This window comes from Serratia sp. EC4 (genome assembly GCF_059652115.1).
On sequence record NZ_JBNIDE010000002.1, the window covers coordinates 659,139 to 684,052 of the forward strand.

Consider the following 24,914-nt stretch of genomic DNA (forward strand, 5'->3'; position numbering starts at 1 on the left):
GACGCGAACCGCCTGAAGCACGCGCGCCGCCGCATTTTTCGGCGGTTTTGCCGCACAAAAAAGCCCGGCGGAGCCGGGCTGGGTCATTTCAGCTCACCATTCAGAACGAGGTGCGCTTGTAGCTGCGGTACTGCGGCCGCCAGAAGTTGTGCTCGATGGCTTTCGACAGCGCATCTTCGGAGGTGACGATCGCCACGCCCTGCAGCTGGGCGGCTTTACCCACTTCCATGGCGATGCACTTCGACACGCCCTGAATATCGTCGATATTCGGCAGCAGCGCGCCGTGGCCGTCGGTGGCCAGCGGCGAACAGTCCGCCAGCGCGCGGCTAGCGGCCATCAGCATGGCATCGGTGACGCGAGTGGCGCCGGAGGCCAGCACGCCCAGACCGATCCCCGGGAAGATGTAGGAGTTATTGCACTGGGCGATCGGGTACAGCTGCTCTTTATAGCTTACCGGCGCGAACGGGCTGCCGGTCGCCACCAGTGCGGCGCCGTCGGTCCAGTTGATGATGTCTTCCGGACGGGCTTCCACGCGCGAGGTCGGGTTGGACAGCGGCATCACGATAGGGCGTTCGCAGTGCTTGTGCATCTCGCGGATCAGCTCTTCGGTAAACAGCCCCGGCTGGCCGGACACGCCGATCAGAATGGTCGGCTTGGCGTTGCGCACCACGTCCAGCAGCGAGATGGCGTCGCTGGCGGTTTCCCAACCGGCCAGATTGTCGCTCTTCTGCACCAGCTTGCTCTGAAAGTCGAGCAGGTTCGGCAGTTTGTCGGTCAGCAGGCCGAAACGGTCAACCATGAACACGCGGGCGCGCGCTTCGTCTTCGCTCAACCCTTCGGACTTCATCTGCGCGATGATCTGCTCGGCGATGCCGCAGCCGGCGGAACCGGCGCCGAGGAAGGTGACGGTCTGATCGCGCAGCTGGCTGCCGGCGGCGCGGCTGGCGGCGATCAGGCTGCCGAGGGTGACCGCGGCGGTGCCCTGAATGTCGTCGTTGAAGCAGCAAATCTCGTCGCGGTAGCGGTTCAACAACGGGGTGGCGTTGTTCTGCGCGAAGTCTTCGAACTGCAGCAGGACGTTCGGCCAGCGGCGTTTGACCGCCTGAATAAACTCTTCGACGAAGGCGTGATATTCCTCGCCGGAGATGCGTGGATGGCGCCAGCCCATGTACAGCGGATCGTTGAGGCGTTGCGGGTTGTTGGTGCCGACGTCCAGCACCACCGGCAGGGTATAGGCCGGGCTGATGCCGCCGCAGGCGGTATACAGCGACAGCTTGCCGATTGGGATGCCCATGCCGCCGATGCCCTGGTCGCCCAGGCCGAGAATGCGTTCGCCGTCGGTGACCACGATCACCTTAACGTTCTGCTTGGTGGCGTTTTGCAGCATGTCATCGATGCGATCGCGGTTCGGGTAGGAGATGAACAACCCGCGCGCACGGCGATAGATATCGGAGAAGTGTTCGCAGGCCTCGCCGACGGTCGGGGTGTAGATGATCGGCATCATCTCGCTCAGGTGCGAGTCCAGCAGACGGTAGAACAGGGTTTCGTTGGTGTCCTGGATGTTGCGCAGGTAGATGTGCTTATCGTTATCGTTCTTGAAATCCTGATACTGACGGTAGGCGCGTTCCACCTGTTCTTCGATGGTCTCCACCGCTTCCGGCAGCAGGCCGTGCAGGTTAAAGTGGCTACGTTCTTCCTCGGTGAAAGCGCTGCCTTTGTTCAGCAGCGGAAATTCCAGCAGAATCGGGCCGGCGTAAGGGATGTAGAGCGGGCGTTTGCTTTCGTATTCTAGTTCCATCAGTTTTACTCTTCACGTATCAGATAACTGTATTGCCGACGATCCTAAAAGATAAAGAGAAGATGTACAGCATTTGTTGCCCGATGATGAACCAGGTTGGCGTAATTATCGACAATCAAATGATTTTTTAACTAAAGAAAGTGTCTCTGGCGGCGTCGGGGCATTGTATTTGGCGGGCGGTGCTGTTAGCGGCGGAACCGGATGGCCCCGCCGTGGCGCGCTTAAAAAGCGGCGCGGCTGACGTTTTGGCAACCCAGCGCCGCCAGGGTGACGCGGGTGGCGTCCCATTGGCTGATGCTCGCGTCCTGCGGTTCGGCCAGGACGGCGCGACGGATAGCCCGGCAGTCGCCGCCGGAGAGGTTCAGCAGGATCAGCGCGGCCTGCAGCGGCGGCAGGCTCGGGTTAAAAGCGGCGTTTTCCGCATAGCGGCCGGCGTAGATATTGCCGTCTGCCGTTTCCAGCGCCACGCCGCTGTGGGCGTTGCTGTACGGCGCGTGGCTCCGGTTGGCCGCCGCCAGCGCCGCTTGCGTCAGCGCATCGTTCAGCGGCAGTTGATGCCCGTGATTGACCTCGTCCATCAGCAGTGAAGCGACATCCAGATCTTTCGGGCCGAAGGCGTCCGGCAGATAGTCCGCCAGCGTGGCCGGCGCGCGGCCAGGCAAACGGATTTGCAGCGCGCCGCCGCTGTTCAGCTCATTCATAAACTGGCGGCAGTGGCCGCACGGCGTATAGTTGACGGTGATCGAGGCCAGCGCTTTTTCGCCGCGCAGCCAGGCGTGAGTCACTGCGCTTTGTTCCGCATGCACGGATTGCTGCAGCGGCGCGCCGCTGAATTCCATATTGGCGCCGAAATAGAGATTGCCGCTTTGCCCGCGCGCGATGGCGCCGACGTGGAAATGCGATATCGGGGTTAACGAGCAGGCCGCCGCCAGCGGCAGCAGCGCGAATGCCAGCGCGTCATCGTCCAACCCGCAGCCTGAACGGATCGCCGCCGCTTGCTCGGCCGTGAACATCGCCGGAAAGTCGGACGCGTCCAGATAGGGCTGCAGGGCGGATTGCAGTGTCGCGGGCAGTGCGCTGAAAGCGGTGTGAAAACGCGGATGCATAGAAAGTCTCTCTACGGGTTAACGGGATAACATTCTAGGCAGGCCAGAGACATTAAAGTGTGATTAATGTCTCTTAATTAATGAAATTAATGCAATGAAATACATAAATGCGAGATGTATCGCAAGTTTCACCCTGATCAACCGAACAGATGCAGCAGCACCGGAAACACAAACGGCGCCAGCAGCGAGGTGATGATGCCGCAGATGACCAACGCCAGCGAGCCGAAGGCGCCCTCCTGATAGTCCATCTCCGCGCAGCGCGCGGTGCCCAGCGCGTGGGAAGCCGTGCCCATCGCCAGGCCACGCGCCGAGGGGGTGGTGATTTTCAACAGGTTGAACAGCGTGTGGCCGAACACGGCGCCGAGGATGCCGACGAAAATAACGCAAACCGCGCTGATCGCCGGAATGCCGCCGAGCGAGTCCGCGACGGCCATCGCGATCGGCGTAGTGACCGATTTCGGCAAGATAGAGGCGGCGATTTCCGGCGTGGCGCCCAACCACAGGGCGATGGCGCCGCCGCTGATCATGGCGGTCAGGCTGCCGATGAAGCACACCGTGATAATCGACTTCCAGCGTGCGCGGATTTGGTGCAGCTGCTCATAGAGCGGGAAGGCCAGCGCGACGACCGCCGGCTGCAGCAGATCGTTGAGGATTTTGCTGCCCTGAAAGTAGCGCTCATAGGGAATGCCGGTGAGCAGCAGCAGCGGGATGATCACCGCCATGGACACCAGCAGCGGGTTGAGCAGCGGCATATTCAGCTTGCGCGCCAGCCAGCGCGCGCCGAAATAGACCGCCAGCGTCAGCGGCAGCGACCACCAGATTTCGTGGATCATGAGTTGCCCTCCGTGTCGTCGGGCTTGCCGGCGATGCGGCGCTCGCGATGAAAATAGTGTGAGGTATAGCCGACCACCACCAGCACCATCAGCGTGCTGATGAGGCAAGAGATAACCAGCGGGCCCAGATGCGCGACGATCTGGTCGTAGTATTTCATCACCCCGACGCCGATCGGCACGAACAGCAGCACCATATAGCGGATCAGCAAATGGCAGCCGGGTTTAACCCATTTGGCCGGCATAATCTGGGTTGAGAGCAGGGCGAACAGCAGCAGCATGCCGATGATGCTGCCGGGAATGGCAAACGGCAGCAGCGCCGCCACCGCGTTGCCGACGAACAGACACAGGTAGATGAGGAGCAGGGCCCTTAGGTATTTCCAGCACAGTGTGAGCACGTTGGCCATTGTCTTTTCCCGTTTAACTGATGTATTCATCATACAATTAAACTGTGAGCCATGCCACAGATCGCACCATGAATTCTCGCTATGGGTGCTATGCCCGAGCGGCGGGTTGACAGCCCGTATTGGCCGCTGCCTGCGGGATCAGCGTACGTCTTCGGCCGCCGCCGCCGCGTGTTCTGCCAGCCGGTGGCCGAGGAAGAAAAACAGCAGGCTGAGCAGGGCGGCGGCGATCAGCATCACGAACATCAACGGCGGCGCGGCATAGCTGAGCAGCACCCCGCACAGCACCGGGTTGATGGCGCCGCCCAGCGCGCTGAGGTTTTGTACCCCATAGTAGCTGCCTTTCAGGTGCGGCGGCGCGATAAAGTCGATAAACATGTATTCCACCGGGATAACGATGATTTCGCCGAGGGTAAACACCGCCATCGCCGCCAGCCATAGCCAGACCGCCTGGCCGGCCGCCATGAAACCGAGCAGCCCGACGATGAAAAACAGCGTGCCCAGCACCAGCCAGCGCAGCATGTTTTCCTGGCGCATGCCGCGGCTGAGCAGGTATTGCAGGGCGATGACGATGCTGGCGTTGACGATCATCACCAGCCCGATGATTTTGTAGGCGAACTCGGCGCTGGAGACGGTGATCAGATACTGCGACAGATAGCCGGTGAACTGACCGAACACCACGGCGCCCAGGGTGCTGCCGAGGGTGAAGTAGATCAGCCGCCGATCGCTCCGCAGGATAGTCAGCGTCTGGCGGAAGTTGGGGAGCGCGGCCGGTGCGGCGGCGGCTGGCGTTGCGCGCTGTTGCCGGCCGCGCAAGCGCAGGCTCAGTGCCGCCACCGTCGCCAGCGCCAATCCGCCCGACAGATAAAACGGCAGCAGCGGGCTAAGCCCGGCCACCAGAACGCCGAGCGCAGAACCGATCGCCCAGCCGACGTTGACCAGCGTGTAGTTGATGGAAAAAGCCTTGATGCGCTGCTCAACCGGCAACCCGTCGGCGAAACAGGCCTTAATGGTGATGCTTAGCACCGAATAACAGGTATGCAAGATGGCCAGCACCACGATCACGCCGCCGGGGCGCGGGATCCAGGGAATGGCTAAGAAGCTCAGCGCAAACAATAAAATCGACAGCAGGATCAGGCGGTTCTTGCTGAATTTGTCCACCAGATAGCCGCCGTACAGGCTGGCAAGGATGCCGAGGGTCAGGCTGACGCCCAGGATCACGCCCACGCTCTTCGGCAGCAGATGGAAATGCTCGGTGAGGTAGATGGTGATGAACGGCAGCGTCACGCCGCGGCCGATGGTCAACACCAGCGAACTGGCCAGCAGCATGTTAATCAGCGAGGGGAATCCCTTCATTCGAAGCCTGTTTATGCATACAGTTATTGGGCGATGCAGATAACATAGCGTATTTTGGCGAGGACGGAAGGGGAAAGCCGATAATTAGTTTAAAAACAGAGGCTGCGTCGGCAGCCTCGTCAAAAACAGCATTATTTACCGTGTTCGGCCTGCAGCGTGGCGAACCACGGCTGAACGAAATCGCTGCTGGTGCCCCAGCCGGGGATGATCTTCGCCAGCCCGGCGACGTTGACCGGCCCCGGCTGCGCCAGCAGCAGCGCCTGCGGAATGACCGCCGCTTTGAATTGATAGCTGTCCGGCGTGCTTTCCCCGGCGATCTTGTTGGCCACCAGGCGCAGGTTGACCGCGCCGATCAGCTTCGGATCCACCGCCACGCTGACCTGCCATGGGCTGCCGGCTTCGCGCATCAGCTGCAAGTCCTGGTTGGAGATGTCGATGCTGTACAGTTTGATTTCGGTGCGGCCGTTCTCTTTCAGCGCCTTGTAAGCGCCCTGGGTGAAAGCGTCCCAGGTGCCCCAGATGGCGTCAATCTTGCCTTTCGGGTATTTCGCCAGCACCGCACCCACTTTATTGGCGGTATCGCCCTGCACGTCGGATGAAACCGCGCCAATCGATTCCAGCTCGTGAATGCCCGGATGCTGTTTCAGCAACTGCTGATAGGCGGCCTGGCGGCGCTCCATCGGCGGGAAGCCTGCTACCCAGAGTTTGATGATGTTGGCCTGGCCGTTGAAATCCTTCACCAACTGGCCGAACGAGGCGTTAGCCAGCGAAGCGTCGTCCTGCTGCGAGACGGTGACGCCGGGAACGTGGCCGCCGACGTCGGTATCGAACGCCGCGACGGCGATGCCGGCCGCCGCGATGCGTTTAACCAGGTCGGTGGAATAGGGGGCTCGCCCCTGCGAGAGAATAATGCCGTCATATTTCTGGCTGATAGCCTGGTTGACGAAGTCCTGGAAGCGCGCATCGTCGCCGTTGCTGAGGAAGGTGTCCACCTTGAAGCCCAGCTTGCGCCCTTCCTGAATGGCGCCCGCCAAAAATTGCGTGGTGTTGTCGTCGGATCCGAGGTTGCGGATCACCGCGATGCGCACCGGCCCCTGATGTTGAGCGATGGCGGCCGGCACGGCGGCGTTTTCCGCCGCCTGCAGCGGCAGGGCGGCCAGCAGACTGAGGGCGAGCAGCGAAGTCTTGAGGTTTTTCATTATTATAGGCTCCAAAAAAGCAGGGAAACGATCCCGGTGAAGGTCTGTTATAGCAGTCTTTCTGTCTGGACGTCTATTCTGGGTTTCGGAGCATCATAGCCGGATGCGGCGAGCAGGGGAATCAGGGCGGTTATGACTTTTTCTTCATGCTTATAACGTGGGGATTGGGGCATAAAAAAAGGGCCGAGCAAGCTCGACCCTCCCTATGCCACGCATCTGCGCGATTACTTGACCTGCATGCCAGGCTGCGCGCCGCTGTCCGGGCTCAGCAGGAAGATCTCTTTCCCACCGGGGCCTGCCGCCATCACCATGCCTTCTGAAATGCCGAAGCGCATTTTGCGCGGCGCCAGGTTGGCGACCATGATGGTCAGGCGGCCTTCCAGCGCTTTCGGATCCGGGTAAGCGGAGCGGATGCCGGAGAAGATCTGGCGCGATTCACCGCCCAGGTCCAACTGCAGTTTCAGCAGTTTGTCGGAGCCTTCGACAAAGTCGGCGCTCTTGATCAGGGCGATGCGCATGTCCACCTTGGCGAAGTCGTCGAAGGTGATGGTTTCCTGAATGGGATCATCGGCCAATGGACCGGTCACCGGTTTAGCGGCGGCCATGTCTTCCTTCGAGGCGTTGACCATTTCGCTGACCTTGTCCAGATCGATGCGGTTGAACAGCGCTTTGAACGCGTTCACCTGATGGCCCAGCAGCGGTTGCGGGATCGCGTCCCAGCTCAGCTCGGCGTTGAGGAACGCTTCGGCGCGCTCGGTCAGCGAAGGCAGCACCGGCTTCAGGTAAGTCATCAGCACGCGGAACAGGTTAATGCCCATCGAGCAGATGGCCTGCAGATCGGCATCGCGGCCTTCTTCTTTCGCCACCACCCACGGCGCCTGCTCATCCACGTAACGGTTGGCCAGATCGGCCAGCGCCATGATTTCGCGGATCGCGCGGTTGAACTCGCGGCCGGCGTAGGCTTCGGCGATGCTCTGCGCCGCGTCGACGAAGGTCTGGTACAGCGCCGGATCGGCCAGGCTGTCGGCCAGCTTGCCGCCGAAGCGCTTGTTGATAAAGCCGGCGTTGCGTGACGCCAGGTTCACCACCTTGTTGACGATGTCGGCGTTCACGCGCTGCACGAAGTCTTCCAGATTGAGATCGATGTCATCAATGCGTGAAGAGAGCTTGGCGGCGTAGTAATAACGCAGGCAGTCGGCGTCCAGATGCTGCAGGTAGGTGCCGGCCTTGATGAAGGTGCCGCGCGATTTGGACATCTTGGCGCCGTTCACCGTCACGTAGCCGTGCACGAACAGGTTGGTCGGTTTGCGGAAATTGCTGCCTTCCAGCATCGCCGGCCAGAACAGGCTGTGGAAGTAGACGATGTCCTTGCCGATAAAGTGATACAGCTCGGTGGTGGCGTCTTTGCGCCAGAACTCGTCGAAGTCCAGATCGCCGCGCTTGTCGCACAGGTTCTTGAAGGAACCCATGTAGCCGATCGGCGCGTCCAGCCAGACGTAGAAGTATTTGCCCGGCGCATCCGGGATTTCGAAGCCGAAATAAGGCGCATCGCGGGAGATGTCCCACTGCTGCAGACCGGATTCGAACCACTCCTGCATCTTGTTCGCCACCTGCTCTTGCAGCGCGCCGGAGCGCGTCCACGCCTGCAGCATTTCGCTGAAGGCCGGCAGATCGAAGAAGAAGTGCTCCGAGTCGCGCATCACCGGCGTCGCGCCGGAAACTACGGACTTCGGATCGATCAGTTCCGTCGGGCTGTAGGTGGCGCCGCACACTTCGCAGTTGTCGCCGTACTGATCCGGCGATTTGCATTTAGGACAGGTGCCCTTCACGAAACGGTCCGGCAGGAACATGCCTTTCTCCGGATCGTACAGCTGAGAAATGGTGCGGTTCTTGATAAAACCGTTTTCTTTCAGGCGGCTGTAAATCAGGGTGGACAGCTCACGGTTTTCATCGCTATGGGTCGAATGGTAGTTGTCATAGCTGATGCCAAAGCCGGCGAAATCCTGTTGGTGCTCCTGGCTCATCTCCGCGATCATTTCTTCCGGTTTCACACCCAGTTGCTGCGCTTTCAGCATGATCGGCGTGCCGTGCGCGTCGTCCGCGCAGATGAAATGCACTTCGTGGCCGCGCATTCGTTGGTAACGCACCCAGATATCCGCCTGGATGTGCTCGAGCATGTGGCCGAGATGGATGGAACCATTTGCGTACGGTAGCGCGCACGTCACCAATAATTTTTTCGCGACTTGAGCCATAGTGAGAACTTGCTTTCTGTAATGAATAAAAGGGCCTTCGATGTTAACCGATCGCGCCCTTCGCTGCTAGGGCGGTTTCTTACAGGTTATACGCGCCAGCTACCGGGCAGTTCTGATATGCTTAGCCGGAAGCGACTCATTCAAAATCAAGGAGCCGGGATGAACGCAAAATCCCCTGAGCAGACCAACCCCGAAGTTCTGCGCGCCCTGGTGACCGGTGTACTGGCCGCCTTTGAACACCCGACGTTGAAAAACAACCTGACCGCGCTGAAGGCTATTCATCACTGCGCATTATTGGACGACGTACTGCATATCGAACTGACGATGCCGTTTGCCTGGCAGAGCGGTTTTGAAGCGCTGCAGGCGAGCGTCGGCCCTGAGCTGTTGCGCGTGACCGGCGCCGCCGCCATCGACTGGAAGCTGAAACACGATATCACGACGCTGAAACGCGCCAACGGCCAAGCCGGGATCAAAGGCGTGCGCAACATCATCGCCGTCAGCTCCGGCAAAGGCGGGGTGGGGAAATCCAGCACCGCCGTCAACCTGGCGCTGGCGCTGGCCGCCGAAGGCGCCAAGGTCGGCATTCTGGACGCCGACATTTACGGCCCGTCGATCCCCAATATGCTGGGCACCGAACATGAACGGCCGACTTCGCCGGACGGGCAGCACATGGCGCCGATCATGGCGCACGGCCTGGCGACCAACTCCATCGGTTATCTGGTGACCGACGACAACGCCATGGTGTGGCGCGGCCCGATGGCCAGCAAGGCGCTGATGCAGCTGCTGCAGGATACGCTGTGGCCGGATCTGGATTATCTTGTGCTGGACATGCCGCCGGGCACCGGCGACATTCAGCTGACGCTGTCGCAGAACATTCCGGTGACCGGCGCGCTGGTGGTCACCACGCCGCAGGATATCGCCCTGCTGGATGCCGCCAAGGGCATCGTGATGTTCGAGAAAGTGCATGTGCCGGTGCTGGGCATCGTCGAAAACATGAGCGTGCACATCTGCAGCCACTGCGGCCACCATGAGCCGATCTTTGGCACTGGCGGCGCCGAGAAGCTGGTGCAGAAATATAACAGCCGTCTGCTGGGGCAGATGCCGCTGCACATCTCGCTGCGCGAAGATCTGGATCGCGGTACGCCGACGGTGATCAGCCGCCCGGAGAGCGAATTCGCCGACATGTATCGTCAACTGGCCGGCCGCGTGGCCGCGCAGATGTATTGGCAGGGGGAAGCGATCCCGACGGAGATTGCCTTCCGCGCGCTGTAATCTGCCTATGGCGATGAAAAACCCGGCTTAAGCGCCGGGTTTTTTTATGGGATGCGGGTAGGGTTGTGCAAATCTGCCCGGGTATAAGGGCGTTCGATCTGCGCCAGCGTTTTGGCGATATGTTCCAGCAATCCCTGGGTGGGGGCCGGCTGCCGCTGTCCCATCAGCGCCAACGGCAAGGCCAGCGCGATGGCCAAATGCGGCCAGGCAAGCTGTGGTCGCGCTTTCCCTCGCTGCAGCCATAAAAACAGCGCGCTGGCCAGGTAGCCTAACATCAGCCCGCTGATGACCTCGGATACCGAATGCACGCGGATTTCCAGGCGCGACACGCCGATGGTGAAAGGCAATATCCATCCGGTCACCAGCGCGATACTGCGCACCGGGTGGGAAAATCGACCGGTTAAAGCCCAAAGCAGCGGCGGCCAGATGCTGGCCGCGAGGGCCGAATGGCCGCTGAATCCGGTGAAATCATAACTTGCGCTACCAATGCCCCAGCCCATAAAGGCCAACTTGGACAGGCAGACCAGTCCGCCGGTGAAACCGAAAATCAGCGCCCATTGCCAACCTGCAACGCGGGTGGCGGGCGATGCGAGCAGCAATAAAAACAGAATCAGCGCGCAGGGCAGCAGCAGCATGCTGTCGCCGAAAAAAGTCAAAAAATACCAATCCAGCACATCATTCTCCGATGAAAGACTACGGGGTCCCTAAGTCAGCGCAGGAGTGTAACCTGTTGCGGGGCATTGCCCTAGCCGTGAGAATCTTAAAATGCCGCGTGCCCGTGGCGTGGCAGCCCGAATTCACCCGCCGCCGCGCAATATACAGTGGCGCAATCCCCGGCGACTCCCTATAATTGTCGCGTTTTAGTTCCCCCCTTCACACTATGAAATCAGGTCTTTAATTTTATGACTGACAATCCGCATCAGTGCGTCATTATTGGTATAGCTGGCGCATCTGCCTCCGGAAAAAGCCTTATCGCCAGCACGTTGTACCGCGAACTCCGCGAGCAAGTCGGTGATGAGCACATCGGCGTTATTCCAGAAGACAGTTACTATAAAGACCAGACTCACCTGACCATGGAAGAACGGGTCAAAACCAACTATGACCACCCGAGCGCCATGGATCATAACCTGCTGTTCCAGCATCTGCAGATGCTGAAGGCCGGTAAGGCGATCGAGCTGCCGCTGTATAGCTACACCGAACACACGCGCAAGAAAGAAACCGTCCACCTGGAACCTAAAAAAGTGATCATTCTGGAAGGGATCTTGCTGCTGACGGATATCCGTTTGCGCCAGGAGATGAACTTCTCGATCTTCGTCGACACGCCGCTGGATATCTGCCTGATGCGCCGTATGAAGCGCGACGTCAACGAGCGCGGTCGCTCGATGGATTCGGTGATGGCGCAATACCAGAAGACCGTGCGCCCGATGTTCCTGCAGTTTATCGAACCTTCCAAACAATACGCCGATATCATCGTTCCGCGCGGCGGCAAAAACCGCATCGCGATCGATATTCTGAAAGCCAAAATCAGCCAATTCTTTGAATAATGCCGCTTAATGGCCGGAAATGCGCATTTCCGGCCGACGGCCAACTATTTGCACCCCGGCGTAGACCTTTCGCCCGTTGTGTGGCAATTTTTGTTTAGTTACGCGTTTTGATGGAGAAGAAAGACATGAGACTGTGCGACCGCGATATAGAAGCCTGGCTGGATAGCGAGAAACTGGTGATTTCGCCGCGCCCGCCGCTTGAACGCATCAACGGGGCCACAGTAGATGTCCGTTTGGGCAATCAGTTCCGCGTGTTCCGCGGCCATACCGCACCGTTTATCGATCTCAGCGGGCCGAAAGATGAAGTCAGCGCCGCGCTGGATCGCGTGATGAGCGACGAGATTGTCCTGCCGGAAGGCGAGGCGTTCTTCCTTCATCCCGGCGAACTGGCCCTGGCGGTGACGTTCGAATCCGTGACGCTGCCGAACGATCTCGTGGGTTGGCTCGACGGCCGTTCTTCTCTGGCGCGTCTGGGGCTGATGGTGCACGTGACCGCGCACCGTATCGATCCGGGCTGGCACGGGCGCATCGTGCTGGAGTTTTACAACTCCGGCAAGCTGCCGCTGGCGCTGCGGCCGGGGATGCTGATTGGCGCCTTGAGCTTTGAGCCGTTGTCCGGCCCGGCGGCCCGGCCATATAACAGCCGGCAGGACGCAAAATATCGCGATCAGCAGGGCGCAGTAGCCAGTCGAATCGACAAGGACTAACGGCGCGGGATGCGCCGTCGGTGTGGCGCTGACAAGAGGGTGGCATGAGAAGATTACTGACGACATTGGCGATTTTACTGGTGGTCGTGGTGGCGGGAATGTCCGCGCTGGTACTGCTGGTCAATCCGAATGATTTTCGCGGTTACATGGTCAAAAAGGTCGAGCAGAAGAGCGGCTACCAGCTAACGCTTGAAGGCGACCTGCGTTGGCATATCTGGCCGCAGCTCAGTATTTTGGCCGGGCGCATGACGCTGACCGCGCCGGGCGCCAAGGCGCCGGTGGTGAGCGCGGAAAACATGCGCCTTGACGTCAAACTGTTGCCGCTGCTGTCGCATCAGCTGTTTGTGAAACAGGTAATGTTGAAAAATGCCGTCATTCGTCTCACGCCCGACAGTGAAGAGCACTCGCAAGTGGACGCCCCGATTGCGCCGGCCGGCAGCGGCGCTGATGCGGCAGACACGGCCTGGAAGTTCGACATCGATAACTTGCGCGTCGTGGACAGCCTGCTGATTTGGCAGCGCGCCGACAACGCGCAAATCAATGTCCGGGACATCAATCTTACCCTGCAGCAAACGGAGAAACGGCAGGCGCAGCTTGAACTGTCCAGCCGGGTCAACCGCGATCAGCGCGACCTGGCCTTCAGCATGACGGCCGATATCGATCTGCAGCAGTTCCCGCACCAGATCGGCGCCAAAGTGACCCAGTTCAATTATCAACTGGCCGGGGCGGACATTCTTAACGGCGGCATTCAGGGCGAGGGCAATGCCCTGGTGGTCTATCAACAGACGCCGGCACAGATTGCCGTCAGCCAGCTGAACGTCAGCGCCAACAACAGCCAGTTGGCCGGCGATATCAGCGCCACGCTGGGGGCGGTGCCGGACTATGTGGTGAATCTCAATTCGGCTAACCTCGATCTCGACGCGCTTTCCGGCTGGCAATCCAGCACCAATACCGCCGAACAGCCCGCCGTAACCGCCCCGCCGGTGATCGCCAGCCAGGTCGACGATCGGCAGCAGAACCTGGAAGCGCTGCGCGATTTCAACGCGCAGTTGAACCTGCAAGCGGCGCAGTTGACCTATCGCGGTATGAACGTCACCCAATTGGCCGTTGCCGCGGACAATCAACGCGGCCTGCTGACGCTGCACAAGCTTGCCGGGCACTTGGCCGGCGGTGATTTCTCCTTGCCGGGATCGCTCGACGCACGCGGCAATAAACCGGTCATCAGCGTGCAACCGACGCTGAACCAAATTGAGCTGGGCACGGTACTCAAAGCTTTCGACATGCCGCAGATGCTGACCGGCAAGTTCAGCATGAAAGGGGATCTGACCGGCGATCGCCTCTCTTCACAGTCATTTGAGCACCGCTGGCGCGGTACGGCGCAGCTGGCGATGCAGGATGCGCAACTGCACGGTTTGAACATCCAGCAACTGATCCAACAGGCCGTGGCGCGCAATGACAACAGCGTGCGCGGTCAAGACAGCTATCAGCGCTATACCGAAGTCAAAAATGTTTCGGCGCAAGCTACCCTGAACCAGGGCACGATCAAACTCAGCGGCCTGACGGCGGATTCGCCTTTGCTGGCGCTGACCGGCGCCGGCAGCATCGATATGCCGGGCAAACAGTGTGATATGGCGCTTAACGTGCGCGTCACCGGCGGTTGGCAAGGGCGCGGCGAGCTGATCGAACAGCTGCAAAAAACGCCGATCCCGCTGCGGGTCTACGGGCCGTGGCAACAGCTGAATTATCAACTGCAGGTCGATCAGGTGCTGCGTAAAACGCTGCAGGATCGGGCCAAGGATGCGCTGAACAAGTGGGCTGAAAAGAACAAGGGTTCGCGCGAGGGTCAGGATCTGAAAAAGCTGCTCGACAAGCTGTAATCCCTCCTGACGCGGGCCGTTTTGCGGCCCGCGTCAGTATCGACGTTTCCCGCGATAATTTCCCTCCGTTACCTTGATGAAGGTCATGAAGACCCGCGATCAATTTGTGCAGAGTAAGGGCGCATTCTGCTATGACTATGCGCCTGAGCGCGAAAAAATGACGAGTTGAGGAAACATGATAGAGCTTCTTATTGGCGCGGCGGTGGCGGCGGGCGTGGGCCGTTATATCATCAAAGGGTATTCCGCCACGGGCGTCTTGATGGTGGGAGGGCTGCTGCTGCTTGGCATCAGCGCCCTGATGGGGAAAACGCTGTTGCCGTCCGGCGCCGCATCTACCGGCTGGCGCGCGACCGATATGATCGAGTACGTCAAGATCTTGCTGATGAGCCGCGGCGGCGATCTGGGCATGATGATCATGATGCTGTGCGGTTTCGCCGCCTATATGACGCATATCGGCGCCAACGACGTGGTCGTCAAGCTGGCCTCGCGCCCATTGCAGATGATCAATTCGCCTTACCTGCTGATGGTGGCGGCCTATTTTGTCGCTTGCCTGATGTCATTGGCGGTTTCTTCCGCGACTGGACTCGGCGTATTGCTGATGGCGACGCTGTTCCCATTGATGGTGAACGTTGGCATTAGCCGCGGCGCCGCGGCGGCCATTTGCGCTTCGCCGGCGGCGATTATCCTGGCGCCGACTTCCGGCGACGTGGTGCTGGCAGCCAAGGCGGCGGAAATGCCGCTGGTGGACTTCGCGTTCAAAACCACGCTGCCTATCTCGATTGCGGCCATCGTCTGCATGGCCGTGGCGCACTTTTTCTGGCAGCGTTATCTCGATAAGAAGAGTGATGAACAGCACCACATCATGGACGTCAGTGAAATAAAAACGCATGCGCCGGGGTTCTACGCGATATTGCCGTTTACGCCGATCCTCGGCGTGCTGATCTTCGACGGCAAATGGGGGCCGGAGCTGCACATTATTACCGTGCTGGTAGGGTGCATACTGTTGGCGGCAGTGATCGAGTTCGTGCGCAGCTTCAGCGCCAAACAGGTATTCAGCGGCCTGGAAGTGGCGTATCGCGGTATGGCGGATGCATTCGCCAGCGTGGTGATGCTGTTGGTGGCCGCGGGTGTCTTCGCGCAAGGGTTGAGCACCGTCGGCTTTATCAGCGGGTTGATCGGGTTGGCGCAGTCGTTCGGTACCGGCGGTTTGATCATGATGCTGGTGTTGGTGGTGATCACCATGCTGGCGGCCATGACCACCGGCTCCGGCAATGCGCCGTTCTATGCGTTTGTCGAACTGATCCCGAAACTGGCGGCACAGATGGGCGTGAATCCTGCCTATCTGGTGATCCCGATGCTGCAGGCCTCTAATCTCGGCCGTACGCTGTCGCCGGTTTCCGGCGTGGTGGTGGCGGTCTCCGGCATGGCGAAAATCTCGCCGTTTGATGTGGTGAAGCGTACTTCAGTGCCGGTAATTGTCGGGTTGGTGGTGGTGATCGTGGCGACGGAGCTGCTGGTTCCCCAGTAAAAGGAAGGCCGGGCGATGCCCGGCCTCGATGTTAAACCTCGTACTCCTCCGGTGGAGGCGGCGGGGTGATCTTCACTTTCAGGATGCGGTGGCTGTTGACCTCCAATGGTTCGAACAGGTAGTCACCGATCTTGATTTGTTCTCCTTCTTGCGGCACGCGCTGGCTGTGTTCCATCAACAGCCCCGCCAGCGTGTGGTATTCGCGCTTTTCTTCCAGCGGCATCGGCAGATACAACACCAGATCTTCCAGCGGCATATAGCCGTTGGCGGTCCAGCTGCCGTCCTCGTTTTGCTGAATGTCGTGGCGTGCGTCCACCTCTTCGCCGGCCTCCGGCAGGTTGCCGGCGATGGTTTCCATCACGTCCGTCAGGGTGACGACGCCTTCGACGGAGCCGAACTCATCGACCACAAAGGCAAAATGCGTCTGCGCCTGGCGGAATTGCTCCAGGGCGCTTAACAGCGTGAGCTGCTCCGGGAAGATCAACGGTTGGCGTATCAGCGCTCGCAGATCCAGCGGCGCCTGCGCCAGTTGCTGTTTGAGGACGTCGATGGTGTGGATCACGCCCAGCGGTTCGTCGCTGGCGCTGCTTTCCACCACCACGATGCGCGTGTGCTGATTACGTTCCAGCAACTGCGTCAGCTTTTCCTGCGGATCGTTCAGCTCAAGGTATTCGACGTCGTGACGCGAGGTCATGATGCTACTGACCGTGCGCTGCGCCATGCCGAGTACGCGTTCGATCATGCGCCGCTCTTGCTGATTGAAGATCTCGCCGTTTTCGCTGTCGCTGTCCGCCAGCAGGTTGGCGGAATGGCTGTCGACTTCCGCTTCTTCATGTTTGCCGCTCAGCATGCGCAGCACCGCTTCGGCGGTGCGTTCACGCAGCGGCCGCACCTTCGACAGGAAGCGACGGCGATTGAACTGCGCCAGCTGGTTCAGCGCCTCGATCATGACCGAGAAGCCGATCGCCGCGTAGAGGTAGCCTTTAGGAATGTGATAGCCAAAGCCCTCCGCCACCAGGCTAAAGCCAATCATCAGCAGGAAGCTCAGGCACAGGATAACGATAGTCGGGTGCGCGTTGACGAAGCGCGTCAGCGGTTTGCTGGCCAACAGCATCAGGCCGATGGCGATACAGACCGCGATCATCATCACCGCCAGGTGATCGACCATCCCCACCGCGGTGATCACCGAGTCGAGCGAGAAAACGGCGTCCAGCACCACGATCTGCGCCACTACCGGCCAGAAACGTGCGCCTTTGCGCGCGCCGTGCTGCTCTTCGTCCTTGCCTTCCAGCCGCTCGTTCAGCTCCATGGTGGCTTTGAACAGCAGGAATATCCCGCCGACCAGCATGATCAGATCGCGGCCGCTGAAGGGGTGCTCCGCGACGATGAACATCGGTTTGGTCAGCGTCGCCAGCCACGAGATGGAGGCGAGCAGCGCCAGACGCATGACCAGCGCCAGCAACAAACCGACGACACGGGCCTTATCTCTTTGTTGTTTTGGTAATTTGTCCGCCAGAATGGCGATGAAGACAAGGTTGTCTATACCCAGCACGATTTCCAGCACGACCAAAGTGGCCAGGCCGGCCCAAATTGTTGGATCAGCGATCCATTCCATACGCCCAATTTCACCTGTAAGTTCTACGGCTTATGCCGCACGGGAATGATGGGCGTTGAGGCGGCAAAATTCAACTTTAATCGGGAGGATGTGGTTCAGAACAGGAGGATTGCCGTAAACATCGATCGGCGCCGAGCGGCCAAAGGAATCAAGGGCCTGGGGAGCAAATATCTACCGGGATGCCATGCGCTCAGAAAAGAAACGCCTTATTAAATTTATTTAAATCAAAACATTAAAACAATTTTCTTTGGCTATGATTCTTATCGGTATGCGGCACGAGTAGTCTTATTCTGAAAACGGCTGACTGGGGGGATCTAAGGCTTGTATCACTTAGACATTAGTATAAGAATCTTAGTCATATAACGGCAGTAACTAACATTGTTTGGTTATAAAGGCACCGGTTTTTTTATTTTTTTGTGAACAGCATGACAGTTCAAACGAAGAATGAGTGCCGCTTTGCATAAAAATTGCCTGGCTCATGCAATGACGTGGGGGGATGCGTCATTAACAGTACTTTGGTAGCTGCAAGCCAAGGGCGGTAGCGTGCCCGATTGGATCCCCTTGTTCACGCTGCACAGATGAATGCAGCGCTACGATGAATTGGAATGAAAATGCAAACAAGACTTAAGGCAGTGATCCCCGTTGCGGGCTTGGGAACCCGTATGTTGCCGGCGACCAAGGCTATCCCTAAAGAAATGTTGCCCGTGGCCGATAAGCCCTTAATTCAGTACATTGTTGCTGAATGCGTGGCGGCGGGGATTAAAGATATCGTATTGGTCACGCATTCATCGAAAAACGCGATTGAAAACCATTTTGACACTTCGTTTGAGCTGGAGGCCATGCTCGAAGCGCGCGTGAAGCGCCAACTCCTGAGTGAAGTGCAAAGCATTTGTCCCCCGGATGTGACCGTGATGCAGGTGCGTCAAGGACAGGCGAAAGGGCTGGGGCATGCGGTGCTGTGCGCCAAACCAATGGTGGGTGATGCTCCTTTCGTTGTGCTGTTGCCCGATGTTTTATTGGATGATTCTACGGCGGATTTGCGCAAAGAAAATCTGGCTAAAATGATCCAACGTTTTGGTGATACGGGTTACAGCCAAATCATGGTTGAACCTGTGCCGGAACAAGATGTGTCCAAATACGGTGTGGTAGATTGCGCAGGCGCGACGATCGCCGCGGGAGAAAGCGCTCCGATGACGGCGGTGGTTGAGAAGCCGGCCCGCGAGGATGCCCCTTCCAATCTGGCCGTCGTCGGCCGGTATGTGCTTGCCGCCGATATTTGGCCGCTACTTGAGAAAACCCCTCCCGGCGCGGGTGATGAGATTCAACTGACCGATGCGATTGCGATGCTGATGGATGAACAAACGGTTGAAGCATTCCATATGAGCGGTAAGTCCCATGATTGTGGCGACAAGTTTGGCTATATGAAGGCGTTTGTGCAGTACGGTCTGCGTCACGGTTCGGAAGGTGAAAATTTCAGCCGCTGGTTGAAGCAGACGTTGGGAAAGTAACAGGCTGTCGCCACTGCGGCTGAAAGCGATCACGAGATTGAATGAGGTCTACCATGACGAAGTTGAAAGCGGTTATTCCCGTTGCCGGATTGGGCATGCGTATGCTGCCGGCGACCAAAGCGATTCCGAAAGAGATGTTGCCAATCGTTGATAAACCGTTGATTCAATACATTGTCAACGAATGCGTCGCGGCGGGGATTAAAGAGATCATCCTGGTGACGCATTCTTCCAAGAACGCCATTGAAAACCATTTCGATACCTCATTCGAGCTGGAGGCGATGCTGGAGGCACGCGTGAAACGGCAACTGCTGGATGAGGTGCAGTCGATAACGCCAAAAGGCGTGACGCTGATGCACATTCGCCAGGGGCAGCCAAAAGGACTGGGACATGCCGTTCTCTGCGCTAAACCGTTGGTCGGTGATTCTCCATTTGTCGTTCTGTTGCCGGACATCTTGCTGGATGACGCAAAAGCCGACTTGAAGAAAGACAACCTGTCACACATGATTGCGCGCTTTGAGCAGAGCGGCCTGAGCCAGGTTTTGGTGCAAAAGGCAGACGAACACGTACTGCATGATTATTCCGTGGTTGAGTGTGAGGCCAGCAACCTGAAACCGGGTGAAAGTGCTCGTATCACATCGATTATTGAAAAACCGGCGCCGGAAACCAAGTTGGAATCCAACTACTCTGCGGTAGGGCGCTATGTCTTGTCTGCCGATATTTGGCCGCTGCTGGAGACCACGGAACCGGGAGCCTGGGGGCGTATTCAACTGACCGATGCGATTGCAGAATTGTTGAAACACAAACCGGTAGAGGCGACGGAGCTGGTGGGGGAATCGTTCAACTGCGGTGAAAAACTGGGTTACCTTCGCGCTTTTGTCACTTATGGGTTGCGGCACCCAACCCAAGGCAAAGCTTTCCGTGAATGGGCTGAACAGCTGTCGCTTTGAGTAAAACTTCTCGCTTCTCTCGATGAGGGCCGTTGCCATCATGGCGGGAGAAGCTAGAATAGTTGTTGAATTTTGGGGAATTTCACTGTCCCATTTTTTATATTAGTATACATTTTACTGCGATTATCCGAGTTGCTATGGCGAGAGAGTTTTATGCGGTATGGCCATGTGCTTATGACAAGTCGCTGTTATTAATAAAAAATTAAAGTTTAAACTCGCCTCCGCACTGATTTTTACCGGTGCTGGGCATCACAGTTTATTTATCCTGCTCATAATAGCTTTGCTCTTATCAACGGCAGATAAACGTTCTCGATAATTGCAAACAGAGCCCATGTTTTGAGACGGCGCAGCAAGCGACAGACAGTTTGATAAGGTTACAGAGACGCTGCCACGGTTGGCGCGCATAGTAGCTTTGCAGATACATTTACTTGAAAGTGATGATAATTTGATGGCAAAACGACAATTGAAAGCGATATCACTATTGATATCGATTAGCGTAATCAGTGGATGCACTGTTTTTCCTGGAACCCATTTATCGACCAGCGGAAAAGACGTCGTAAAACAAGAAGATGCTGACTTCGATATCGATAAGCTGGTCAACATTTACCCTATGACACCGAAGCTGTTGGACTCAATGCGTCCGACACAGGTGGTTGCTCAGTCGAATGCGCAGCTGGATGCATCGTTGCGTACGTATGAGTACCGGATCGGGATCGGCGACGTCCTTAACGTTACCGTCTGGGATCACCCTGAGCTGACCACGCCTGCGGGGCAATACCGCAGCGCCAGCGACACAGGCAACTGGGTACACTCCGACGGCACGATCTTCTATCCTTATATCGGTAAGGTAAACGTGGTGGGTAAAACCGTTACCCAAATCCGCGATCAAATCGCCTCCCGTTTGGCTCAGTACATCGAAAGCCCGCAGGTTGACGTCAATATTGCCGCTTTCCGCTCGCAAAAAGCTTACGTGACGGGCGAAGTTACCAAATCCGGACAGCAGCCGATCACCAACGTACCTTTAACTGTGATGGATGCGATTAACGCTGCAGGCGGTCTGACTGAAAATGCCGACTGGCGCAACATCGTTCTCACGCACAATGGAAAAGAGCAGAGTCTGTCGCTGCAAAAGCTGATGCAGAATGGCGATCTGACCCAAAACCGTCTGCTTTATCCGGGGGATATTCTGTATATTCCGCGCAACGACGATCTTAAAGTGTTTGTTATGGGTGAAGTTAAGACCCCTGCGACGCTTAAAATGGATCGCAGCGGCATGACGTTGACGGAAGCGTTGGGGAATTCTCAAGGGATAAGCCAAGCTGCGGCCGATGCGACCGGCGTGTTCGTTATCCGGCCGTTGCACGGAACGCAGGGCAACAAGCTGGCTAATATTTATCAGCTCAATATGTCCGATGCGACAGCATTGGTGATGGGGGCTGAATTCCATCTGCAACCGTATGACATTGTTTACGTGACGGCAGCGCCAATCGCGCGTTGGAACCGTCTGATCGTTCAGTTGGCACCAACCATCGATAGCTTCAACAATCTCACGGAAGGCTCACTGCGTATCCGCAACTGGCCGTAGTAGGGGGGTTAGCCATGTTTGATTCTATCTTGGTTGTCTGCGTAGGTAATATTTGCCGCTCCCCCACGGGGGAGCGTCTCTTGAAGCGGCATCTGCCGGAAAAAGAGATCGCTTCCGCAGGCATCGGCGCCTTAGTTGGCAAAACTGCGGACAAGAGCGCTATTTCCATTGCGGAAAAACATCAGCTGTCGTTAGAGGGCCATGAAGCCAGACAGTTGACGAAAGAAATGTGCCGGGAATATTCATTGATTCTGGTTATGGAGAAAGGGCATATCGATGCCGTTTGCCGTTTGGCTCCGGAGGTCAGAGGCAAAACCATGCTTTTCGCCCATTGGTTGGGACAGAAAGAAATTCCCGATCCCTACAGAAAGAGCGCTGAAGCGTTTGAGTTTGTTTACCGCCTTCTTGATGATGCAGCCCAAAAATGGGCCCAGGCATTAAATCGTTAACCAGAGATTACAATGACTGATAATACGAAACCAGGCTTATCAACAGCCAATAATCATGATGAGATTGATCTAAGTCGCTTGTTGGGAACTTTAATTGATCACCGCTGGCTCATCATCGGGATTACTGCGTTATTCTCTGTTGCCGGGATCATTTATTCACTGTTCGCGACTCCGATATATCAAGCTGACGCGATGGTTCAGGTTGAACAAAACGTCGGTAACTCGTTGGTCAACGACCTATCCCAAATGCTGCCGAACAGTCAACCGGGCTCTTCCACGGAGATCGAGCTGATAAAGTCACGCATGGTGACGGGCAAGACTGTCGATGATCTGAACCTTGAAACGGTGGTGCAGCAAAAATACTTCCCGGTATTTGGTCGCGGCTGGGCCCGCTTGACGGGAACCGAACCTGCCAAAATTGCGTTGTCCCGCCTCAATGTGCCAGCCAACTCAGACGATCTTGAGCTGGAATTGACGGTGATCGACGCAAAGAACTATGTGTTGAGCAATAACGGCACCGAGATTATCAAAGGGAAAGTCGGTGCGCTGGAAAGCGGCCATGGGGTTTCCTTGCTGGTAAGCGATATTTCAGCGGAGCCAGGCACCGTATTTGAAGTCGCCAAGTTGGCGCGACTGGTTGCGACCAATAATCTGTTGGATGCATTGACCGTTGAAGACAAAGGCAAAGATACCGGCGTTTTGGCGTTGAGCTTGACCGGTGACGATCCGATATTAGTGCGAAACATTCTTGACAGCATCAGCAAAAATTATCTGTTGCAGAACGTCGAGCGTAAATCGGAAGAGGCCGCTAAAAGCCTGGATTTCTTGAAAGAACAACTGCCGGAAGTTCGCAGCTCGCTGGATAGCGCCGAAGATAAGCTCAACCGTTTCCGTCAGGCGAATGATTCTGTCGATCTGTCACTTGAAGCGAAGTCTGTTCTTGATACGATCGTGGGGGTTGAGGCTCAACTGAATGAGCTAACGTTTAAAGAAGCGGAAATCTCCAAGCTTTATACCAAAGAACACCCCGCTTATCGTGCACTGATGGAAAAACGCGCTACGCTGCAGCAAGAAAAAGACAAGCTGAACAAGCGTGTCAGCGTCATGCCGAAAACCCAGCAGGAAATTTTGCGCTTGACCCGTGATGTGCAGGCCGGGCAAGAGATTTACATGCAGTTGCTGAATAAACAGCAAGAGCTGGGGATTACTAAAGCGAGCACGGTTGGTAACGTGCGAATCGTGGATCCTGCCGTTACGCAGCCTCGTCCGGTTAAACCGCAAAAAACCATTATCGTACTGATAGTCACGTTGCTGGGTGGCTTGTTCTCGACGGGTTTTGTATTGCTTAAAACCATGCTGCATCGCGGCATCGAAAGCCCGGAACAGCTGGAACAGCAAGGGATCAACGTTTACGCCAGTATTCCGCTGTCTGAATGGCAGCAAAAAAGTGACCGCGAAACCATGCTGTCCGGCAAGCGCAATAGCAACAGGAGTTACACCCTGCTTGCCGTGGGCAATCCGGCCGATCTGGCGATCGAAGCCGTCAGAAGCCTGCGTACCAGCCTGCATTTTGCCTCCTTGGAGGCCAAAAATAACGTTCTAATGATTTCGGGCGCCAGCCCAAGCATCGGCAAAACGTTTGTCAGTATCAACTTGGCAGCCGTTATCGCTCAGGCGGGGCAACGTATTCTGGTCGTGGACGCCGATATGCGTAAAGGCTACGCCCACTCACTGTTAAACTGTGAATTGGGCGTAGGGCTGTCCGATGTATTGTCAGGACAAGCGACAGCGCAGCAAGCGGTCAAAAAGACCTCGATTGAGAATCTTAGCTTTATCTCGCGTGGCAAGATCCCACCGAACCCGTCAGAACTGTTGATGCACAACCGCCTGACGGAATTCCTGGAATGGGCAGGCAAAGAGTATGACATCGTTCTGGTCGATACCCCGCCGATCCTGGCGGTGACGGATGCCGCGATTGTCGCACGCAATGTAGGCACTACCTTGTTGGTCGCGCGTTATGGCGTGAACTCGCTGAAAGAGATCGAAGTGAGTATTCGTCGCTTCGAGCAAAACGGCATGGAAATTAAAGGTATTATCCTTAACGCCGTAGAAAATAAATCGGGTAGCGCCTACGGCTACTACGCTTACGAGTATAAATAAATCCCCTTCTAAGAAAAAGCTCCTCGTAATGAGGAGCTTTCTGATTCATTCAAAGTAATTAGTAAAATCCAATTTCGGAGAGAATAAATGAGTAATCTTGCAATTATTCCGGCAAGGGGTGGGTCTAAGGGTATTCCCAAGAAAAATATTAAAGAAATTGCAGGTAAACCATTAATTGCCTGGAGCATAGAGCAGGCATTAAATTCTTCGAGTATTGAGCGCGTTATTGTTTCAACAGATTGTGAGGATATTGCTGCTGTAGCCAGGGAATATGGCGCAGAAGTGCCGTTCATGCGCCCAGCTCATCTCGCGAACGATACCGCCGCGACGGAACCTGCACTTTTGCATACCCTGGAATGGTTGGCTGAACATGAGAATTACCATCCAGACTATACCGTCTTGCTGCAGGCAACCTCTCCTGTACGTAAAGATGATGCGATTGATTCTGCAATCAAAAAGATTATCGAAAAAAAAGCCGATTCATTACTGAGTGTATGTGAGTTTTGGCATTTCCTGTGGGAAAACGAAGACAATCCGAAAGCTTATTACGATTATTTAAACCGTCCGCGTCGGCAAGATATTAAGCCTGAAAATATCAAACTCAAAGAAAACGGTTCTATTTACGTTACGAGAAGTGACATTCTCCTCAGCACCGGTAATCGTCTTGGCGGTAAAGTCATTGCGCATAAGATGTCTGAAGAGGAAAGCTTTGAAATTGACACCCTGCTGGATTGGGCGGTTGTTGAAGTAATTTTGAAAAATTGGAGTGGGAGATAA

The 24,914-nt window shown here is 56.8% G+C and carries 20 protein-coding genes; 11 read left to right on the forward strand and 9 right to left on the reverse strand.

The features are described 5' to 3' along the window. Positions 1 to 100: 100 nt before the first annotated feature. The 7 genes from ACP39K_RS09915 to metG form a co-directional block, all read right to left on the reverse strand. On the reverse strand, positions 101 to 1,798 hold the full coding sequence (locus ACP39K_RS09915; RefSeq protein WP_004938945.1) for an NAD-dependent malic enzyme: 1,698 nt from the start codon (positions 1,796 to 1,798) through the stop codon (positions 101 to 103). Between the two features lie 221 nt (positions 1,799 to 2,019). Beyond that, complete coding sequence (gene cdd / locus ACP39K_RS09920) at positions 2,020 to 2,904, reverse strand: cytidine deaminase (RefSeq protein WP_033642446.1); 885 nt, start codon at positions 2,902 to 2,904, stop codon at positions 2,020 to 2,022. A 137-nt stretch (positions 2,905 to 3,041) separates the two neighbouring features. Next, on the reverse strand, positions 3,042 to 3,737 hold the full coding sequence (locus ACP39K_RS09925; protein WP_016928446.1) for a CidB/LrgB family autolysis modulator: 696 nt from the start codon (positions 3,735 to 3,737) through the stop codon (positions 3,042 to 3,044). Beyond that, entirely contained in the window at positions 3,734 to 4,141 is a 408-nt protein-coding gene (locus ACP39K_RS09930; protein ID WP_004938939.1) for a CidA/LrgA family protein, read from the reverse strand. The genes ACP39K_RS09925 and ACP39K_RS09930 overlap by 4 nt, the downstream gene beginning before the upstream one ends. 138 nt (positions 4,142 to 4,279) lie before the next feature. After that, positions 4,280 to 5,494, reverse strand: a complete 1,215-nt coding sequence (locus ACP39K_RS09935) for an MFS transporter (protein ID WP_497008461.1) — start codon at positions 5,492 to 5,494, stop codon at positions 4,280 to 4,282. Between the two features lie 131 nt (positions 5,495 to 5,625). Then, entirely contained in the window at positions 5,626 to 6,693 is a 1,068-nt protein-coding gene (locus tag ACP39K_RS09940) for a sugar ABC transporter substrate-binding protein (protein WP_048796656.1), read from the reverse strand. Between the two features lie 224 nt (positions 6,694 to 6,917). Then, entirely contained in the window at positions 6,918 to 8,945 is a 2,028-nt protein-coding gene (metG, locus tag ACP39K_RS09945; protein ID WP_033640877.1) for a methionine--tRNA ligase, read from the reverse strand. Between the two features lie 159 nt (positions 8,946 to 9,104). On the opposite strand from metG, the gene apbC reads away from it, so the two are divergent. Then, positions 9,105 to 10,217, forward strand: a complete 1,113-nt coding sequence (apbC, locus tag ACP39K_RS09950; protein ID WP_016928441.1) for an iron-sulfur cluster carrier protein ApbC — start codon at positions 9,105 to 9,107, stop codon at positions 10,215 to 10,217. A 44-nt stretch (positions 10,218 to 10,261) separates the two neighbouring features. On the opposite strand, the gene ACP39K_RS09955 is transcribed toward apbC, so the two are convergent. Continuing rightward, positions 10,262 to 10,891, reverse strand: coding sequence for a phosphatase PAP2 family protein (locus ACP39K_RS09955; protein ID WP_033640876.1), 630 nt, complete (start codon positions 10,889 to 10,891; stop codon positions 10,262 to 10,264). 228 nt (positions 10,892 to 11,119) lie between these two features. On the opposite strand from ACP39K_RS09955, the gene udk reads away from it, so the two are divergent. From udk to dcuC, 4 genes are all read left to right on the forward strand, one after another. Beyond that, a complete protein-coding gene (udk, locus tag ACP39K_RS09960; protein ID WP_004938922.1) occupies positions 11,120 to 11,761 on the forward strand; it encodes a uridine kinase in 642 nt (213 codons plus the stop codon). Positions 11,762 to 11,886: 125 nt separating this feature from the next. Next, a complete protein-coding gene (gene dcd, locus ACP39K_RS09965; RefSeq protein WP_004938917.1) occupies positions 11,887 to 12,468 on the forward strand; it encodes a dCTP deaminase in 582 nt (193 codons plus the stop codon). Between the two features lie 44 nt (positions 12,469 to 12,512). Next, positions 12,513 to 14,345: an outer membrane assembly protein AsmA gene (gene asmA / locus ACP39K_RS09970; protein ID WP_048796652.1), complete on the forward strand. Its 1,833-nt coding sequence runs from the start codon at positions 12,513 to 12,515 to the stop codon at positions 14,343 to 14,345. A 175-nt stretch (positions 14,346 to 14,520) separates the two neighbouring features. After that, positions 14,521 to 15,873, forward strand: a complete 1,353-nt coding sequence (gene dcuC, locus ACP39K_RS09975; RefSeq protein WP_033640874.1) for an anaerobic C4-dicarboxylate transporter DcuC — start codon at positions 14,521 to 14,523, stop codon at positions 15,871 to 15,873. 31 nt (positions 15,874 to 15,904) lie between these two features. Here dcuC and ACP39K_RS09980 read toward each other — a convergent pair whose 3' ends face one another. Then, positions 15,905 to 17,488, reverse strand: a complete 1,584-nt coding sequence (locus ACP39K_RS09980) for a TerC family protein (RefSeq protein ID WP_016928437.1) — start codon at positions 17,486 to 17,488, stop codon at positions 15,905 to 15,907. Between the two features lie 611 nt (positions 17,489 to 18,099). Between ACP39K_RS09980 and galU (ACP39K_RS09985) the strand changes: the two genes are divergently transcribed. The 6 genes from galU (ACP39K_RS09985) (at position 18,100) to ACP39K_RS10010 (ending at position 24,914) form a co-directional block, all read left to right on the forward strand. Further along, complete coding sequence (gene galU / locus ACP39K_RS09985) at positions 18,100 to 18,996, forward strand: UTP--glucose-1-phosphate uridylyltransferase GalU (protein ID WP_497008466.1); 897 nt, start codon at positions 18,100 to 18,102, stop codon at positions 18,994 to 18,996. A 53-nt stretch (positions 18,997 to 19,049) separates the two neighbouring features. Then, positions 19,050 to 19,943, forward strand: coding sequence for a UTP--glucose-1-phosphate uridylyltransferase GalU (gene galU / locus ACP39K_RS09990; RefSeq protein WP_016928435.1), 894 nt, complete (start codon positions 19,050 to 19,052; stop codon positions 19,941 to 19,943). A 448-nt stretch (positions 19,944 to 20,391) separates the two neighbouring features. Then, a complete protein-coding gene (locus ACP39K_RS09995) occupies positions 20,392 to 21,528 on the forward strand; it encodes a polysaccharide export protein (RefSeq protein ID WP_089184393.1) in 1,137 nt (378 codons plus the stop codon). A 14-nt stretch (positions 21,529 to 21,542) separates the two neighbouring features. After that, positions 21,543 to 21,977, forward strand: coding sequence for an arsenate reductase/protein-tyrosine-phosphatase family protein (locus tag ACP39K_RS10000; protein ID WP_016928433.1), 435 nt, complete (start codon positions 21,543 to 21,545; stop codon positions 21,975 to 21,977). Between the two features lie 12 nt (positions 21,978 to 21,989). Beyond that, complete coding sequence (gene wzc, locus ACP39K_RS10005; protein ID WP_028127952.1) at positions 21,990 to 24,137, forward strand: tyrosine-protein kinase Wzc; 2,148 nt, start codon at positions 21,990 to 21,992, stop codon at positions 24,135 to 24,137. Positions 24,138 to 24,224: 87 nt separating this feature from the next. Further along, the gene (locus tag ACP39K_RS10010; RefSeq protein ID WP_016928431.1) at positions 24,225 to 24,914 is read left to right on the forward strand and encodes an acylneuraminate cytidylyltransferase family protein; all 690 of its coding nucleotides are present in this window, start codon (positions 24,225 to 24,227) and stop codon (positions 24,912 to 24,914) included.